This is a genomic window from Pantanalinema rosaneae CENA516 (assembly GCF_050753385.1).
Classification (GTDB): domain Bacteria; phylum Cyanobacteriota; class Cyanobacteriia; order Leptolyngbyales; family Leptolyngbyaceae; genus Pantanalinema; species Pantanalinema rosaneae.
Window position 1 is genome coordinate 29,750 of record NZ_JBLZFZ010000032.1, and the last position, 16,824, is coordinate 46,573.

A 16,824-nucleotide genomic window follows, 5' to 3' on the forward strand; every position below is an offset into this window, starting at 1 on the left:
CTCCTTAAGAAAGCTCAATGGAAGCGAGTTCTAATTCTCTCCCTTGCCGCAGTTCTGAACATAACTGATGGCAGGTGGGACACTGATAAATCCAGTCCGACAGGTGAAACTCTTGTTGGCAATGGGGACAATAGCTGATAGCAGGCACATAATCAATCGCTAGTTGTGCCTGTTCGGCGATCGTGCCCTGCATGACAACCTCAAACGCAAACATCAAGGCAGCAGGCTCAACCCCAGATAATTCTCCTACCCGTAAGGTCATCTGGTGAATCTGAGTTGCCCCTTGCTGACGTGCATACTCTAACGCCAGCTCTAACGTATTCTGCATGATCCCAACTTCGTGCATAACACTCTGCTTGAGGAACACCTCAACCCTACATGACTAATTTGAGGATGTTGTGAGGGCGTTCAACCAGCACCAAGATGGGAGGTTGGACAAAATTGAGCGATCAGTGATGATTGGACTGGATAACGAGAGCACCGATCGATCGCAATCAGTCCCTCATTATCCATGCCTCGTTGTTGCTATCTGCCTACACGTCGTAGATACGGGCTTCCAACGCATCCGGGAATTCTTCGCAGTATTCCGTAAACGCGGTTTTGCCTTGCTGTGTTACCTTTTGATGTGCCGCTTCTGCCTGAAGTTCTTCAACAATATCCCAGGCAACGGCACATTTGGCTGAATCAGAACCGTATTCGGAGCAGATGGCTCGTGCTTCAGCGATCGCGGTAGCAATGCGTTGGTCAAGTGTGAGAGGCAGAGAGGATTTGTTGACCAGTGGAGTGTCGATCGTCTGCATAGATCCTCCCATAGTTGGGTTAACTGTTTCTAGGTTCATTGCTGAAACCCCTTTTAAACGCTGATTCATGTAGCGTCTTACTAATCTATGATGCCCTAACCTCCGTTAAAACAACAATTTCTTCAACAAGGTTTCAGCAACTCGTTAAGTAATCATGATATGTAACGAAAGTTAATTTGGTTGACTGAGATGCATGATGATTTCAAAGTCATAATTATGCGCGAGCCGCTGTAGGCTGGTTGCCAGGGTTGGATAATCAGCCGGAATTTGGGCAATTAAACCTTCAACCTCTTCTGAGGAACAGTTGAGCGCGGCTTTATGCAATGCCACTATCCAGTCAACTGGCATAACGTGTAGTGCTTCTGGTTGTAAGGTTTGCTGTTTATTGGTGAAGTCAAGCGGTTCCGTCACTACCAAATTAGCAGGGTCAGCATACAAATATTGCAATCCCAGATGTGTTGCTAACTGTTGAAAAATATCTGCGGTTTTAAACGGTTTAGTCACGAAATCCGTAAATCCCGCCGCCAACGCCTGGTCGCGATCGTGCTGATAGGCTTGAGCGGTGAGGGCAATGATAGGGATTGGTGCTTGGGGCGGTGAGGAGGGTGAGGAGGATGAGGAAGGTGAGGAAGAACTATCTTCCCTATCTCCCTTATCTCCCCTATCTTCCCTATCTTCCCTATCTCCCTTATCTCCCCTATCTCCCCTATCTCCCCTATCTCCCCTATCTCCCCTATCTCCCCTATCTTCCCCATGCTCCATCTTGCGAATCTGCTGTACGGCTTCATAGCCCGTCATGCCAGCCATCTGAATATCCATCCAAATTAAATGAGGATGCCAAAGTTGCCATTGTTGAATGGCGGTGATTCCACTAGCCGCTTCACGAACTTCCAGCCCCACCTTTTGCAAAATCTGTGCCAGCAGTTGCCGATTGGCTAATTGATCATCCACCACTAGAATGCGGTAACGGGGTTGACCCGGGAGTAACCCAACGACCGGACGATCGTTCAGGGTTGGGAGATAATCATTCGGATTGGCAAGTTGGATGGGAATCCAAAAACTGAACTTACTTCCTTGTCCCAGGCGGCTTTCAGCACATAACTGACCTCCCATGACCTGCACAAACTTCTGACTAATGGTTAAGCCTAAACCTGTGCCTTCCGTGGAGCGTTTCCCCGCACTGGCTTGGGAAAAGGCTTCAAAAATGGTTTCTAATTCGTTGGGAGCAATGCCGACTCCGGTATCTTCGACTTCAATCACCAATTGATACAGAGGGGTGGGTAGAGGCGGGGGTTCAGTTGACTCGGCGGAATTGGCGGGGATGGCTTGCCGATCGACCTGTACCCGAAGCACGATCGTGCCAGAGGCGGTAAACTTAACGGCGTTATTCAGGAGGTTAATCATTACCTGCCGCAGTTTGTTCAGATCGGTGGTGATTAATCGTGGGACTTCTGCTAGCTCTAAGATTAATTCCAGCCCTTTGGATTCGGCGCGGAACCGGAACATTTCCCACAGCGTTTGCATCAGGTCAGGTAGATCGAAGCTGCTGGGATCGAACGTTGACCGTCCGGCTTCGATTTTGGAGAGATCCAAAACATCGTTAATCAAAGCCAGTAGATGATTGCCACTGCGATGAATCGATCGCAGATAGTCCTGATATTCCGGAGTCAGCGAGGTGTCGTAACTGAGGAGTTGGGTATAGCCCAAAATCACATTCAGAGGAGTCCGCAGTTCGTGACTCATATTGGCAAGAAACATACTTTTCGCGACGTTTGCTGCTTCCGCCGATTCCTTTGCCTGTTGTAGCTCTAAGGCGGCTTGTTTGCGATCGCGAATGTCTTCAATTACTGCCAGAGTTAGTTTCGGTTGACCATTGGGCTCTCGGATCAGGGATACAGTAATGTTGACCCAAATTAGGGAGCGGTCTTTGTGCAGAAATCGCTTCTCTATAGAGTAAGAGGAAATTTTGCCCGCGACTAATTGTTGAAAATACTGTTGGTTTGGCGATAAATCGTCTGGATGAGTAATATCTTGAAACGTGAGGGAGAGCAATTCCGCTTCTGAGTAGCCTAGCAACTCTACCAGGGTATGATTGACCATCAAAAAGCGCCCAGCCAAATCGGTGTATTCCAACCCTACAGCAGCCTGTTCAAATACTGCCCGGAAGCGTTCTTCACTTTCTCGTAAGGCTTCTTCGGCTTGTTTGCGAGCAGTGATGTCAACGGCAATGCCAATGAAGCGAAGCGGCTCCCCTTGCTCATCCCGCACTAAGTTGAGTTGGGCAAAAATCCAGCGAATTTCGTCATTCGGTCGGATGATGCGGTATTCTCGCTGGACAGAGTTACCAACAAATTGTTGTTCTAACGATTGAGTCACGAGGCTGCGATCGTCGGGATGGATGGCGGCTAACCACGATTCTGGGTTTTGATACAAGCTTTCACAACTGCGACCCCAAATTTGTTCATAGGCAGGGCTAATGTAAATAAACTCTCCTGTCGTTGCCGATCGCACCAGGAATACCTGGCTAACGGTATCAGCAATCTCCTGGAACCGAGCCTCGCTCGCTTGTAAAGCCGCTTCGGTTTGTTTGCGATCGGTAATATCTCGACAAATGCAGAAATAAAATGTTTCCCCGTTCCAGCTCACAGTATTAGTACAGATTTCGACCTCATAGATAGAACCATCCTTGCGACGATGGCGCGTTTCGAACGTCACATTCTGGCAAAATTCCTGTTCAAGTTCGGCGGTTGATGTTTGGGCTTCCCAATCAAAAACACTCAGTTCAGTCACTTCTGCTAAGCTGTACCCTAGCATTCTGGCAAAACTAGGATTCGCTTCTACCACGTTTCCAGCATGATCCAGTACCACAATGCCGTCAAACGACGAACTCAACAGCATTTTATTCCGCAGTAGCTCTCGTTCCAGGGCAAGCTCAACATTTTTGCGATCGGTGATATCCCGTCCAACGGATTGACACTCAATCAAATGACCCTGAGCATCACTGATGAGGCGATTACTCCACTGAGTCCAACGGATGCTGCCATTGATAACCACACGGTTTTCAATAACTACAGTCGGGTTTTCTAGACTCAGGGAATTTACAAGTTGAGAGACTAATTCCCGATCGGCTTCATACACCCTGGGATGGTAAGTTTTGCCAATGATAGTTTCCCGCTTTACCCCAAAATAGCGACAGTAGGCATCATTGACGAACAGAATAGTGCCATCGCGTAAGAATCGGCAAATCAGTTCGGTTTGGTCTTCGACAATAGCCCGATACCGTTCTTCACTGGCTTGGAGTGCTTGCTCCGTCGATTTAAAATCAGTGATGTCAATCACCACGCCATACCAGGCAACCTCCCCATGATCCCGTAATTTGGGGCTGGAACTTCCCTGAAGCCATTTAATCACTCCAGAAGGATTAATAATGCGCCATTCATAACGAAAGGGTTGTAAGGTTTCCAGGCTATGCTGGGCGGCGGTTTCATAACCAGCCCGATCCTCTGGATGAATGCGATCGAGGAGAATATTCGCATTAGCTAAAATTTCTGCCACCGAAGTTTCATGAATTGTTTCGATCGCCCGACTGATGTGTTCAAAGTGAATGAAGCCATCAGTTTGTTTAACCAGAATATAGATATTTGCTGGTGAGGTATCAGAAAGTTCTAAAAAGCGATTTTCACTTTGCTTTAAAGCGAGTTCAATCTGTTTGCGATCGGTAATATCGCTGCTAACTCCTGTGACAATCCAACAATTAGCCGCCGCATTGTAGCGGGAGGAGTAAGTGCCTGAAATCCAGCGCAGCGAACCGTCTTTGTGATGAAAACGAAACTCAATTGTCTGGGTCTGGCCATTAAAAATCTGGTCAAATAGGGGATAGAGAACAGTTTCTCGATCGCTGGCAAAGACTTGCGACATCCAAAGATTGCGATCGGTACAGATTTCGTCGGCTGTATAGCCAAACAGCAGTTGACAACCAGGAGATTGGTAGTCATACTCCCAGGTGCGATCGGGAAAGACGCGAAATCGCACAATCGAAGAAGAGGCACTATTCAGCACATCGTCCAATTCGGCGGCGGCTATCCGAATTAAGGTTAGTTGGGTGGCGGTTTGATGCAACGATTGCGTTAATGCCCTCAGTTCGGTAATCGGGCTAGATTCGAAGACGGGTTGTTGCCATGCACCGTTGGCTAAGGCCTGGTTGGCTTGCGTCAATCGCTCCAGGGATTGGGTGATGCGGCGAACGGTGAACCCTCCCAGGCTGATGGCAACCAATGTGATTAACCCATACAAACCGATCGCAAGGTATCCAGGTTCACTCTGGTGCCACAGATAACCAATCAATACGGCTGCTCCTACTGTTTGCAGGACAAATGGTACCGCTAGCACCACAGGCAATGATAGGTTGAGGTTGCCAGGATGAAACCAACGGGAGAGCAAACGGAAGGTCATAGACGGATTACCACAGCTAGAATCTCTAGCCCAAACTGTTCACGAACTTTAGCAGAGTTTGACTCTGTTGATGAATCACTTTTAGTCCGGCATAGTGTTCCGGGTCGAGAGTGGGATTCTGGCTCAGGCGATCGCTATAGTCTAAAATAGTGGCGATCGCAGGCATAACATTGCTCCGAATTGCCTCAACCTCCGCTGGGGATACAGAGGTCGCAGGAACGGCAAGCTGTGACAATTGTTGTCGTTGTGCTGCCACTTGTTGTCTTAAGCGCTGAATCGTGAGTTGATGCTGAACACGGGCTAACACCTCCTCGACCTGGAACGGTTTAGTAATATAATCCGCCCCTCCTACCTCAAAGGCTTTAGCTTTATCTAACGCTTCATCTAAAGCACTGAGAAAAATAATCGGAATTTCGCAGAGATGCGGATCAGCTTTTAATTGGCGGCAGACTTCGTACCCATCCATCTCTGGCATCCGAATATCTAGCAATATCACATCTGGGGGAGCCGCCTTCACTCCCATTAATGCCATCGCTCCATTTCGGACACATCGTACCCGATAACCTTGATTAGAAAGCGTATTGGACAGAACCCGGAGGTTATCTGCTAGATCATCTACGATTAAGAGATCGCCTTGAGAGTTAGGAGATGTATCCTGCATGATGCAACAATTTGGGTTAGAGAGCGATTTTATCCAACATTAGTTCACTAAAATAAAAAGAATCTAAGAGATGCTTCCGTATAAAGAGTCAAGTTGTTTGTAGCAGCTGCAAAATCTGTTCAAAGTCAAAGTTTTCTAGTTTTTCGGTTAGAACGGCGGCAAGGGTGGGATGGGTAGGAGTTAAATCCTCGATCGCCTGCGCCAGCCGTTGATGATCTAGCTGAATCGTAGCTTGCTGAAGTTGGGTTAGCAATGTGGCAGGTAAGGTTTGCAGGGCTGCGATCGCATCGAAGGAGTCGGCAAAGGAGTTGGCAACCGTAGTTGTTGGCTTAACCCCTGTGGTTGACTGGGCATTCAGGTACTGTACGCCTAAATGTTCGGCGATTTTTTCTAGTAGCTCAGCCTCCTGAAACGGTTTGCGAACAAAGTCATTACAGCCCACATTCAGCACTCTGACGCGATCCTCCTCAAACGCACTGGCAGTCAGAGCAATGATTTTGGTCGGCGATCGAGGACTTCTCCTATCTCCCCCATCTTTCCCATCTCCCCCACTGACCTTTTCCATACCCCGGATCTGCCTGGTTGCCTCGTACCCGTCGATCGCTGGCATTCGCATATCCATCCAGATCAAATGGGGTTGCCAACGTTGCCATTGGGCGATCGCCTCCTGACCATCGCGGGCTGACTGCACCTCAAAGCCAACGGATTGCAGGAGTTGCACTAACAAGAGGCGATTGGTTTCGTTATCTTCTACGACGAGAATGCGGTAGGACGGTTGATTGGGGGCTAAACCGATAATGTGACGGGGTAAGATCGGGTGGGTTTTATCGATGGCTTCTGCCAGTCGGACTGGAATCGTCACGGTAAAGATCGATCCCGTTCCTGGGGTACTATGTACTGTTAATTCACCGCCCAGAAGTTGCACGAACTGACGACTGATGGGCAGTCCTAACCCGGTTCCTTCCTGGGAGACATGCCGATGGTGGGATTGAATGAATGGCTCGAATAGATGGTCTAATTCATCGGGATCAATGCCAATTCCAGTATCTTCAACCGCAAACTCTAATCTGAGAGTGTTAGTGCTATCTCCTGCCCTGTTCGTTTCCGGGCGGCGGATGTGCAGCACGACCTGACCAGAGGGGGTAAATTTGATCGCATTTCCGACCAGATTAATCAGAATCTGACGTAATTTGTTTTCGTCTGTCTCAATGTAATGGGGGAGGGTCGGCTCCCGATCGACGATGAATTGTATGCCTTTTTCGATCGCCCGAATCTGAAACATCTCCTCTAGCGTGTTTAGCATGGCGTATAGATCGAAGCTTTGGGGAACAAAATAAAGTCGTCCGGCTTCGATTTTGGACATTTCCAGAATGTCATTAATTAAAGTGAGTAAATGTTGACCACTGCGATTAATAATGCTGAGTTGTTGTCGCTGTTCCGCCGACAGTGTGAGATCGCGGGAGAGGAGTTGGGCAAATCCAAGAATGGCATTCAAGGGGGTTCGCAGTTCGTGGCTCATGTTTGCCAGGAAGGTACTTTTGGCTCGGTTCGCTGCTTCTGCCGCTTCCATCGCTTGTCGCAGATCGGTGGTGCGTTCTTCTACCCGACTCTCCAGTTCGGTATTGATTTGCCGTAGTTCCTGCTCCAGGCGTTTGCGTTCAGTGATGTCCTGGGCGGAACCAATGTATTGAATCACCTGTCCCGTTTCGTCTCGTTTAAACACAGCGATGCGATCGAATAGCCAGCGCCAACCACCCTGCCGATGCCGCACCCGATACTCTAACTCAAACACTTGATTGTCCCGGTCATGGGCGATCGCCGTTTGAAAGGTTGCGATCACTTGCCGATCTTCGGTATGAATAATTGAGGGAAAGAAACTTGCCCCCATTGCCTGTACCTCTTCTGCCGTGTAGCCTGTCACCGTCAAGACTTCGGGGTTGGTATAAAGGGTGCGGTGCTGAAGCAAGTCATAGATATAAATGATGTTGGGGGTATTTTCCGCAATGCTTTGAGCAAATTGTTGCGCTTCACTTAAGGCAAATTCGGCATGTTTGCGATCGGTGATATCGTCATAGCAACCCAGAATCCCAATGACTTCCCCCTCAGTATTGGTTAACGGAATTTTGCTACTGCGGATCCAAACCTGCCTGCCATTGCGGTTGGTCGTGGGCTCCTCGTAATTTAACTTTGGTGTTCGTGTATGAATCACCTGGACATCATCAGCCCGATAGAGATCTGCCCAGGTTGCCCAGGGGAGTTCGGAGTCTGTTTTGCCAACAATATCCGCCAGGGTTAAGTGATAGTCGTTGGCAAATGCCGAGTTACAGCCCAAAAATCTCGACTGACGATCCTTCCAAAACACGCGTTGAGGGATGGCATCTAGCACCAATTTCAACATATTGCGAGATTCTTGTAACTCCTGTTCGGTCTGTTTGCGATCGGTAATGTCGCAGACTACGCCAATCAGTTGTTGCTCGGTGACTGAAAGTTCGGAGGGAATGATGCCCCAGACCGCGATCCATCGAAGTTCGCCATTTAATCGGTAAATGCGATATTCCAGGTTGTAGGGGGCTCCAGTGGCAAAGGTATGGGCAATCGCCTGCATCACGCGATCGCGATCCTGCGGATGGACAAGTGCCAGAAAGGCTTCGCGATCGCCAGGAAATGTGCCTGGAACAAAACCAAAGATTTCCTGGGCTCGATCGGACCAGATCAACGTCCCCGTTTGCAGCGTGCAACTCCAGGTACCCATTTGCGCCGCATCCAACGCCAATTTGAGTCGCAATCGTTCTGATTGGAGTGCTTCTTCCGCCTGTTTACGCTCCCTAATTTCCCGCACTCCGGCAATAAAAACTGAGCGATTGCCCAGGGTGACTGGACGCAGCGAGACTTCTACGTCAAAGATGGAGTGGTCATCAAGTCGTCGTTCTTTCCACTCAAACCGCATTGTCTCTCCGGCTTGTAAGCGCTGTAGGATGTCGGGCAGGCGGTCGATGGGAACATCAGGGGCAGATATATCGGCGATCGTGGCGGCTAGCAGTTGTTCACGGGTAGCCCCCCGCAGTTCCAGGGCGCGATCGTTGGCATCCAAAATTGTGCCATCCATGATGTCATGAATCAGAATCGCATCATAGACATTGTTAAAGATGGTGCGTAGATCGCGTTCAGACTGAATTAATTCTTGCGTTCGTTGTTGAACCCGGTGTTCTAGCTCTTCATTCAGTTGTTGCAGGGCACTTTCAGTCTGTTTGCGTCGGGTATCATTCCGATAAGCTTCGATCGTGCAAATGAAACAGGCATCCCGAATATGTTCAGCCAGTTGCCGGAATTTAGCTTCACTCTCCTGCGGAATGGCTTGATTCAGTTGTTGCTGTTGATAACTCTTAGCAGATTGAATGGCTAGGGCGGCGATCGTCGCTTGCTGTTGGGTCACTTGTTGCTGCAAACGATGCTGTTTGATCAGGCTGCGAACGGTGCGACGGAGTAATTCTGGACTCAGATCAGGCTTAACCAGATAGTCTGCGGCTCCCCATTGCAGCGCCTGATGAACCAGACTGCGATCGTTCTGGGCGATTAATAGCAGAATCGGAATGGAGGAGTGCTGATGCAACTGACTGATCAGGTCGGACGCAGCGCGATCGGGTAAGTCAGAGTCCAGCACAATCACGTCGGGCTGGTGGCATTGTCCTAGCTGCAACCCAGCAACTCCCGTAGCCGCCTCGATAATGGCATAGGAGTAGAGCTCGTCGGGTTCTAGACAACGGCGTAAAAAGGCTCTATCTGCTGTAGAGCTATTGATCAGCAAAATAGTGCAACAATTTTCTGCCATCACTCCAGTTCAAGCTAATTGAGGTAGATTGCTCTCCTCCTAATTCAGCCACTAATCTTAATGTTATTTTGCAATAAAAATGTGGCATTGTTGTGAAGCCAGGTTAAAGCTCTGTTAATCACAGATTTTCAGGGATGCTTCCAGGCTTCAGGGAGCCAGACCAATTGATTAATTTTGGCTAAGGCCAGGGCAATGCTGGCTTGGGTGGTAGGAGAGAAAGATTCACCAAAACTGAAATTAATGGCAGGAACTAAGAGTTGATAGGCGATCGGGGTAGTTTTGTAAAGGGCGTAGGTCAGCGATAGCAGCGATCGGGGATTGGCGTAATGACCAGTAAAGGTGTCTGTGTAAGTTGGTTCGAGCAATTCTAGTTCGATATTGGCAGTGGCAGCGAGAGGTTGTGCTACGGCATCGACAAAAATGACGAATTGGGTCTGGGCGATCGGTTCCGCTAGATCGGGCGTGAGTTGATGCAGGGCGAGAGCCTGAACATGGGCAAGCTGCCAGGTGGCAACGGTTTCGGCGATTAAATAACCTGCCCCATCGTCAGATCGCAGGGTATTCCCATAACCAATCACTAAACAAGGAGGAGTAGAAGATGTTAGCAATATTCGATCGTCACCTCCCGTTGTTTACTTTTTAAAAAGTGGACTAATTCTTCAATCAAATTGCGGCGAATCGAGATATTTTTGGGTAATAGGGGATTTTGATAGAATTCATTAATACTTTGCCCAACCATAAATACAATAGAGTCTGCTTGCAGGATTTCTCTAGCTAACAAGTAAGCACCATTATGATCAAACCGCAAGCGGCTGAAATCACCATCACAATTTTTAATGTACTCGGTTGCTTTAGAAATGGTCAGGATGCCTTCGGTGACTAAATCGACATAACTGAGGGAACCGATCGGAGGTAGGTCTTTCCGAATCGTAGACAAATCCATTTCGATCGTTTCGCCTAAGTAATTAGCAACGATATTTCCCGTTGTGCCGCCACAAATGACTTTTCGACCCTTGAAGTCCAGAAGCTTCTCAATATAAACCTCATCCTGCTCTCGATCTAAAGGAGGTCCAGTAAAAATAATTAAGGAATGGCGTTTTCTAACATAAATTCCGGTAAAGGTGGCATCATCTCCAATTTCACCTTGATATAAGGAATGGGTCTTTTTCAATACTTCTCGCACAATGCTTCTTGCTGTATGCGATCGTTGTTCTAAAACCTCTTCAACATAATCCGCGATTTGTTCCCAACCCCACCCAAAATTGAGGGTGACACCCATACCAGCATACAACACACCATCGCTCACTGCTCCCAAAAAATCGCCGCGTTCTAAATAGCCTTCTGCGATCGAAATCTTTCGTTCTAAAATTGTTTCTGTTTGAGTGGCTAACTTGATCACTTTACCGCGATGGAAGTAAAGCGGTGGGGGATTATCGAAATTAATCACTGTGAAGTGGTTAGTTTCACAATCGACCTGCATAATCGTGAATGTCGAATAGGCAATTTTCCTGACTTTACAGATGGGTAGGGTGGCAATAACGGTTTTCAGAACCTCCTCTAATGGCAGATCGGCATCCAACATCGTAATCAAAATTTCTGTGGTTAGGGTTGCCAGAATGCTGGCTTTGACCCCACTGCCTAAGCCATCGGAAAGCACGATCGTTACTTTTTTATCGGTCTTCCGATATTTAACTTGATCGCCACATAATTCTTCGCCTTTTTTATTCAGGCTGTCGTTATAAATATCTAAAAAATTATCAACTGTGATAGGGCAATACATGGAAGGGATTACAGGGTATTCTGTTCCAGTAAATGAATGATTCTTAACAAACTCACTTTTGTTTCAGCCGTTGTTTCCCCTAATAAACCGGCAATCTCCTGCACGACTTTCATCTGATTGTCAACGACTTCATTGACTTTTTTTACCGTTTCACGTTTGAGTTGTTCTAATTCCTGTTTGCGCTCTAATTCATGGCTAATATCTACCATGATCGCAGCGATTAGCCCTTCGTCCTCGATCGAGAAAATCACTTGATTCACATACAAATGATATTGGGGATATTCCCGTAGCTGGCTGCGGAGCACCTGATTTTGCTGCCATGCTTTGTTAAAGTCTTCGACATTGCCGAGGAGAGTTTCGGCAGGTTGACCAATCACATCGTCCTGCTGCACCTGAAACATGCGACAAAACGCTGGATTGACTAGCTTAATGTAGAGATCCGGATCAACGACAATTAAGCCATTGGGATCATAATCCCATAACAGTTTCCAGAGATGGTGTTGCTCATTCGTCATTGCTACTGGCTCATACACACTCAACGGTCTGGATGGCAGGCAGAATCTCTTGCACAAACTTTTCTTCGATGTTCTGGGGACTAATATTCATAAAGTGTTGATCCCGGAATTTCATTGTAATGCCGTGGCTACAAGTTTCCAGGCAAAATGAACCTTTTAAGGTAATGGTTTCTTCCAGTTGATAGTCCTGAATCAGGGCTTGTAAGCGGGGTAATACTTCATAAACTCCCAGTTGGTGGCAGGCTGACCCCATACAGAGAAATAAGTTTTCTTTTGCCATTAGGGGGGCTCCTTAGTAAAAGTATTGTGGGAGTATCACTAGAGCTTAGAGATACTCCCACACCTTAGCGTTAGTTACGGTAGACTTCATCGACTACATTGCCATCAGCAGCGACCAGTTGTAAATGTAATGGCATTTGTCCCGCCGCATGGGTTGAGCAGGATAAGCAAGGATCAAAACAGCGAATCCCTGCTTCTACCCGATTTAACAACCCCTCGGGAATCTCTTGATTGTGAATATATTGCTTGGCAATTTGTGCCACGGTTTTATTCATTGCCAGGTTATTTTGTCCTGTGGCAATGATCAAATTCACCTTTTTCAAGAGTCCATTTTCATCGACTTGATAGTGATGAAATAATGTGCCACGCGGCGCTTCACTTACACCAACACCTTCTAATTGATTCACTCCTCCATGAGCGCGAACTCGTTCCGACACAATATCGGGGTCATCCATGAGTTGTTGAATTTTTTCTAGCGATGCCAGAATCTCAATTAACCGCGCATAGTGATACAAAAACGATGAGGTCGGTACACCTTTTGCTCGATCGCGTAATTCGTGTAACTCACGATCGGCGGCGGCTGTCCCAATATGGCTACAGACATTCAATCGGGCTAATGGTCCCACTCGGTAAATCCCATTGGGATAGCCATAGGGCTTGTAATAGGGGAATTTCAGATACGACCAGGGTTCAACCGCTTCGCCTAAAAAGTTATGGTAGTCATCCTCACTCAGGTTGTCGGCTACGATATTGCCCTGGCTGTCGGTAAAGCGGAGATGACCGCCGTAATGCTCCCATTCGCCATCCTTACCGACTAAGCCCATGAATAGCGAGGGAAATTCCCCAAAGATGCCAATCTCGTCTTTTAGATCGCCATCCAGCATGGTTTTGAACAACCCGATCGCTAAATTAATCGTGTCGAAGGATTCCGGTAAGCGATCGCGAATCCATTGTCTGCCTTCTTCGGAGAGGGGCGATCGCACCCCACCGGGCACTGCCCAGGCAGCGTGAATCTTCCGGGCACCTAAGAGTTCAATCACGGTCTGACCAAATTGGCGCAGCCGGATACCGGCTCTAGCTAAATCGGGGTTAGCGGCGATTAACCCAAACACATTGCGTTTTGCCGGATCGCTATCCCAACCCAGGAGGAAGTCGGGACTACTGAGGTGGAAGAATGACAGGGCATGGGATTGGGTAATTTGCCCTAAGTTCATTAAGCGGCGGAGTTTCTCGGCGGCGGGGGGAATCTTCACTGCCAGAATTTTATCCCCAGTTTTGGCGGCGGCTAACAGGTGGCTGACGGGACAGATGCCACAGATGCGGGCGGTAATCCCTGCCATTTCGGTAAAGGGTCTGCCTTCACAAAATTTCTCAAAGCCCCGGTATTCCACCACATGGAACCGGGCATCGTCTACTTCACCTGCATCATTGAGAAAAATCGAAATTTTGGCATGTCCCTCAATACGGGTGACAGGATCAATGACAACGGTTTTGGACATAGGTTTGTTCCTTCTCTAGGCAATTAGTTCAGACGCGATTGAGCCTGCGATCGTCACTAATCGCGATTAGCCAAATTTGATCATTTCTCGCCCCACCATTTGCGGTTGCTCACCTTTCAACAGTGGCTCGATCGTGGCTTTGATGCGATCGGCAGGGGGAGGACATCCCGGCATAAAGATGTCTACCGTGACCACTTCATGCACCGGTAATACGCGATCGAGCAATTCCGGCACAATGCCCGGTTCATGGGGAAGTTGTGGCGTACAATCGCCCAGTTCAATATAGGAGCGCTTTAACACGACATCTGCACTGCCTAACATATTCCGCATCGCTGGCACATTCGCCGTGACGGCACAATCGCCAAAGGAAATTAGAATTTTGGTATTTTGTCGCACTTTTCGCGCTAATTCTAGGTTTTCTTCATTAGCGATCGCCCCTTCCACTAAACAAACATCGACATTCTCTGGGTAATCTTTCAGATCACAACCGACGGGACTGTAGACGACATCCACATGCTGCGCCAATTCAATTAGCCATTCATCTAGATCGAGGAACGACATGTGACAACCGGAACAACCCGCCAGCCAAACGGTGGCAAATCTTATCTTGTCCATTCTCTTTTCTCCCGTGCGGTCATCAAAAATTCCAATTTGTCACGATCGCGTTCTTTCTCGGAGGTGGTTGTGCCTTTACGGAAAATGGCTCCCGTGGGACAGGCATCGACACATTTGCCGCAGGAGGTACAGGCATCCACGCTACCCCAGGGTTGGTTTAAGCCCGACACGATGTAGCAGGCGGCTCCCCGTTGGGCAATATCCCAAACATGGGCTCCTTCAACTTCATCGCAGACCCGGACACAGCGAGTACAGAGAATGCAGCGATTATGATCGATGCTAAATAACGGATGGGAAGCATCGATTTTGCGATCGGGGAAGCGATACGGGAATCGCGAGTGATCCATACCCACTGCGATCGCCACATTCTGTAGTTCGCAATTACCGTTAGCAACACAAATGGAACACACATGATTGCCTTCCGCGAAAATCAGTTCCACCGTCATGCGGCGGTATTCTTGCAGCTTTGGCGTTTGGGTATGAATATTCATGCCTTCAGCGACCTGCGTTACACAGGCCGGAAACAGCCGATTGCTCCCGTCAAGTTCGACTAAACAGAGGCGACAGGCTCCCACATCCGTCACGCCATCCAGGTGACACAGGGTAGGGATGGTAACTCCCGCTTCTTTCGCCGCTTGTAGAATGGTGGCACCTTCTTCGATCGCAACATCAATGTCATCAATTTTGAGTGTTTTAACAGACATACAGGTTCACCACCTCTTCAGACGTTAACTTTGCCATTGGGGCTATCAGTGGATTGGAGCAGTTCTAAATACTCTGGTTTGAAATATTTCAGCGTACTTAAGACTGGATTGGGTGCGGTTTGTCCTAATCCACACAGGCTGGTGTCTTTCACCATGTAGCAAAGCGCTTCCATTTTTTCCAGATCTGCCGGAGTCGCTTGCCGATTAATCAACTTGGTTAACATGGCATACAGTTGTACCGTTCCAGTGCGACAGGGTACACACTTACCACAGGTTTCGCCCCGACAGAATTCCATATAGAACCGGGCGATCTCGACCATGCTGGTGTCCTCGTCCATCACGATCATGCCGCCGGAACCCATGATTGTGCCCAGTTTTTGCAAGGATTCGTAGTCTACGGAGGTATCAAACAAGGAAGCTGGCACACAGCCACCGGAAGGTCCCCCCGTTTGAACGGCTTTGACTTTGCCACCTTCCGCCACACCACCACCCATTTCTTCAACAATCTGCCGAATGGTTGTCCCCATAGGCACTTCAATCAGACCCGTATTGTTAACTTTGCCAGTCAGAGCAAAAACTTTTGTGCCTTTACTTTTCTCAGTACCAATGCTGGCGTACCAGTCACCGCCATTGCGAATAATTGGAGTGATATTGGCGTAGGTTTCGACGTTATTAATCAGGGTGGGGCAACCCCATAAACCGGATTCGGCAGGATAGGGAGGGCGGGGACGGGGATTGCCTCTGCCACCTTGAATCGATTGAATTAGTGCGGTTTCTTCTCCACAGACGAATGCGCCAGCCCCAATCCGAATGTCGATTTTGAAGTCGAAGGCAGTATCAAAAATTTGGCTACCCAATAACCCGTACTTCTTCGCTTGCTGGATGGCTTTCTGCAAATGTTTGATCGCTAACGGGTACTCTGCCCGCACATAGATGTAACCATGATTGGCTCCGATCGCATAGCCCGCGATCGCCATACCTTCCAGAATCCGGTGGGGATCACTTTCCAACACACTCCGATCCATGAAGGCTCCGGGATCACCCTCATCGGCATTACAAATGACATATTTTTGATCCCCCGGCATTTTGGCGACCGTTGCCCATTTTAACCCCGTGGGATAACCACCGCCGCCCCGTCCCCGTAGACCACTCTTGGTGACTTCTTCGACCACTTGGGCTGGCATCATTTCGGTCAGGGCATGATGTAATTGCTCGTAACCGCCGATGGCAATATATTCTTCAATCCGTTCGGGATCGATTTTGCCACTATTTTCTAACACGATCGGCATTTGCCGCGTGAAGAACGGGTGGTTTGGATCGCCTTTCATTGCCGTGGCGTTGCCACCTTTCAGTGCTCCGACGATCGACTCGGTATCTTCGGGAGTCACCTGTTCATACAATGTCCCTGTAGGCTCAACGTCTACCAACGGTCCTCGACCACAGAACCGCATACAGCCCACACTACAGACTTCAACCTCTGACTCTAATCCAGCACTCTGAACGGCAGCCTCTAAGCCATGCTTTACGCCAGCCGAGCCGGACGACAAGCAACCAGCCGCCGTACAACAGCGAATCCGGGTTGGTTTGCGACGTGCCCGTTCCTGTTCAGCTATTTCATGTAGTTCGGTAATATCCATGTTCTATCTCGTCTTACCTCTGCGATCGGGGGGAAGATTATCCTGGGAATTGC

At 48.5% G+C, this 16,824-nt stretch carries 13 protein-coding genes; all 13 read right to left on the bottom strand.

The genetic code is table 11. The features are described 5' to 3' along the window. Positions 1-4: 4 nt before the first annotated feature. Positions 5-346: a hydrogenase maturation nickel metallochaperone HypA gene (hypA, locus tag ACN4EK_RS18385; protein ID WP_431659557.1), complete on the bottom strand. Its 342-nt coding sequence runs from the start codon at positions 344-346 to the stop codon at positions 5-7. Between the two features lie 187 nt (positions 347-533). Continuing rightward, positions 534-800 carry a CP12 domain-containing protein gene (locus tag ACN4EK_RS18390; RefSeq protein WP_431659559.1) on the bottom strand — a complete coding sequence of 89 codons (267 nt, stop codon included), beginning with the start codon at positions 798-800 and terminating at the stop codon, positions 534-536. Between the two features lie 171 nt (positions 801-971). Beyond that, complete coding sequence (locus ACN4EK_RS18395; RefSeq protein WP_431659561.1) at positions 972-5,252, bottom strand: PAS domain S-box protein; 4,281 nt, start codon at positions 5,250-5,252, stop codon at positions 972-974. A 25-nt stretch (positions 5,253-5,277) separates the two neighbouring features. Continuing rightward, positions 5,278-5,913, bottom strand: a complete 636-nt coding sequence (locus ACN4EK_RS18400; RefSeq protein ID WP_431659563.1) for a response regulator — start codon at positions 5,911-5,913, stop codon at positions 5,278-5,280. 88 nt (positions 5,914-6,001) lie between these two features. Continuing rightward, the gene (locus ACN4EK_RS18405) at positions 6,002-9,742 is read right to left on the bottom strand and encodes a PAS domain S-box protein (RefSeq protein ID WP_431659564.1); all 3,741 of its coding nucleotides are present in this window, start codon (positions 9,740-9,742) and stop codon (positions 6,002-6,004) included. A gap of 128 nt (positions 9,743-9,870) precedes the next feature. Then, the gene (locus ACN4EK_RS18410) at positions 9,871-10,350 is read right to left on the bottom strand and encodes a hydrogenase maturation protease (protein WP_431659565.1); all 480 of its coding nucleotides are present in this window, start codon (positions 10,348-10,350) and stop codon (positions 9,871-9,873) included. Next, positions 10,344-11,522, bottom strand: a complete 1,179-nt coding sequence (locus ACN4EK_RS18415) for a PP2C family protein-serine/threonine phosphatase (protein ID WP_431659566.1) — start codon at positions 11,520-11,522, stop codon at positions 10,344-10,346. Before ACN4EK_RS18415 ends, ACN4EK_RS18410 begins: the two co-directional genes overlap by 7 nt. 8 nt (positions 11,523-11,530) lie before the next feature. After that, positions 11,531-12,037 carry a PAS domain-containing protein gene (locus ACN4EK_RS18420; RefSeq protein ID WP_431659568.1) on the bottom strand — a complete coding sequence of 169 codons (507 nt, stop codon included), beginning with the start codon at positions 12,035-12,037 and terminating at the stop codon, positions 11,531-11,533. 10 nt (positions 12,038-12,047) lie between these two features. Continuing rightward, the gene (locus tag ACN4EK_RS18425; protein WP_431659569.1) at positions 12,048-12,317 is read right to left on the bottom strand and encodes a (2Fe-2S) ferredoxin domain-containing protein; all 270 of its coding nucleotides are present in this window, start codon (positions 12,315-12,317) and stop codon (positions 12,048-12,050) included. Positions 12,318-12,387: 70 nt separating this feature from the next. Next, complete coding sequence (locus tag ACN4EK_RS18430) at positions 12,388-13,815, bottom strand: Ni/Fe hydrogenase subunit alpha (protein WP_431659570.1); 1,428 nt, start codon at positions 13,813-13,815, stop codon at positions 12,388-12,390. Between the two features lie 66 nt (positions 13,816-13,881). After that, positions 13,882-14,430: an NADH-quinone oxidoreductase subunit B family protein gene (locus tag ACN4EK_RS18435; RefSeq protein ID WP_431659571.1), complete on the bottom strand. Its 549-nt coding sequence runs from the start codon at positions 14,428-14,430 to the stop codon at positions 13,882-13,884. Continuing rightward, positions 14,418-15,134 carry a bidirectional hydrogenase complex protein HoxU gene (gene hoxU, locus ACN4EK_RS18440; protein WP_431659573.1) on the bottom strand — a complete coding sequence of 239 codons (717 nt, stop codon included), beginning with the start codon at positions 15,132-15,134 and terminating at the stop codon, positions 14,418-14,420. The genes ACN4EK_RS18435 and hoxU overlap by 13 nt, the downstream gene beginning before the upstream one ends. A gap of 17 nt (positions 15,135-15,151) precedes the next feature. After that, the gene (locus tag ACN4EK_RS18445) at positions 15,152-16,771 is read right to left on the bottom strand and encodes an NADH-ubiquinone oxidoreductase-F iron-sulfur binding region domain-containing protein (RefSeq protein ID WP_431659574.1); all 1,620 of its coding nucleotides are present in this window, start codon (positions 16,769-16,771) and stop codon (positions 15,152-15,154) included. Positions 16,772-16,824: the final 53 nt, after the last annotated feature.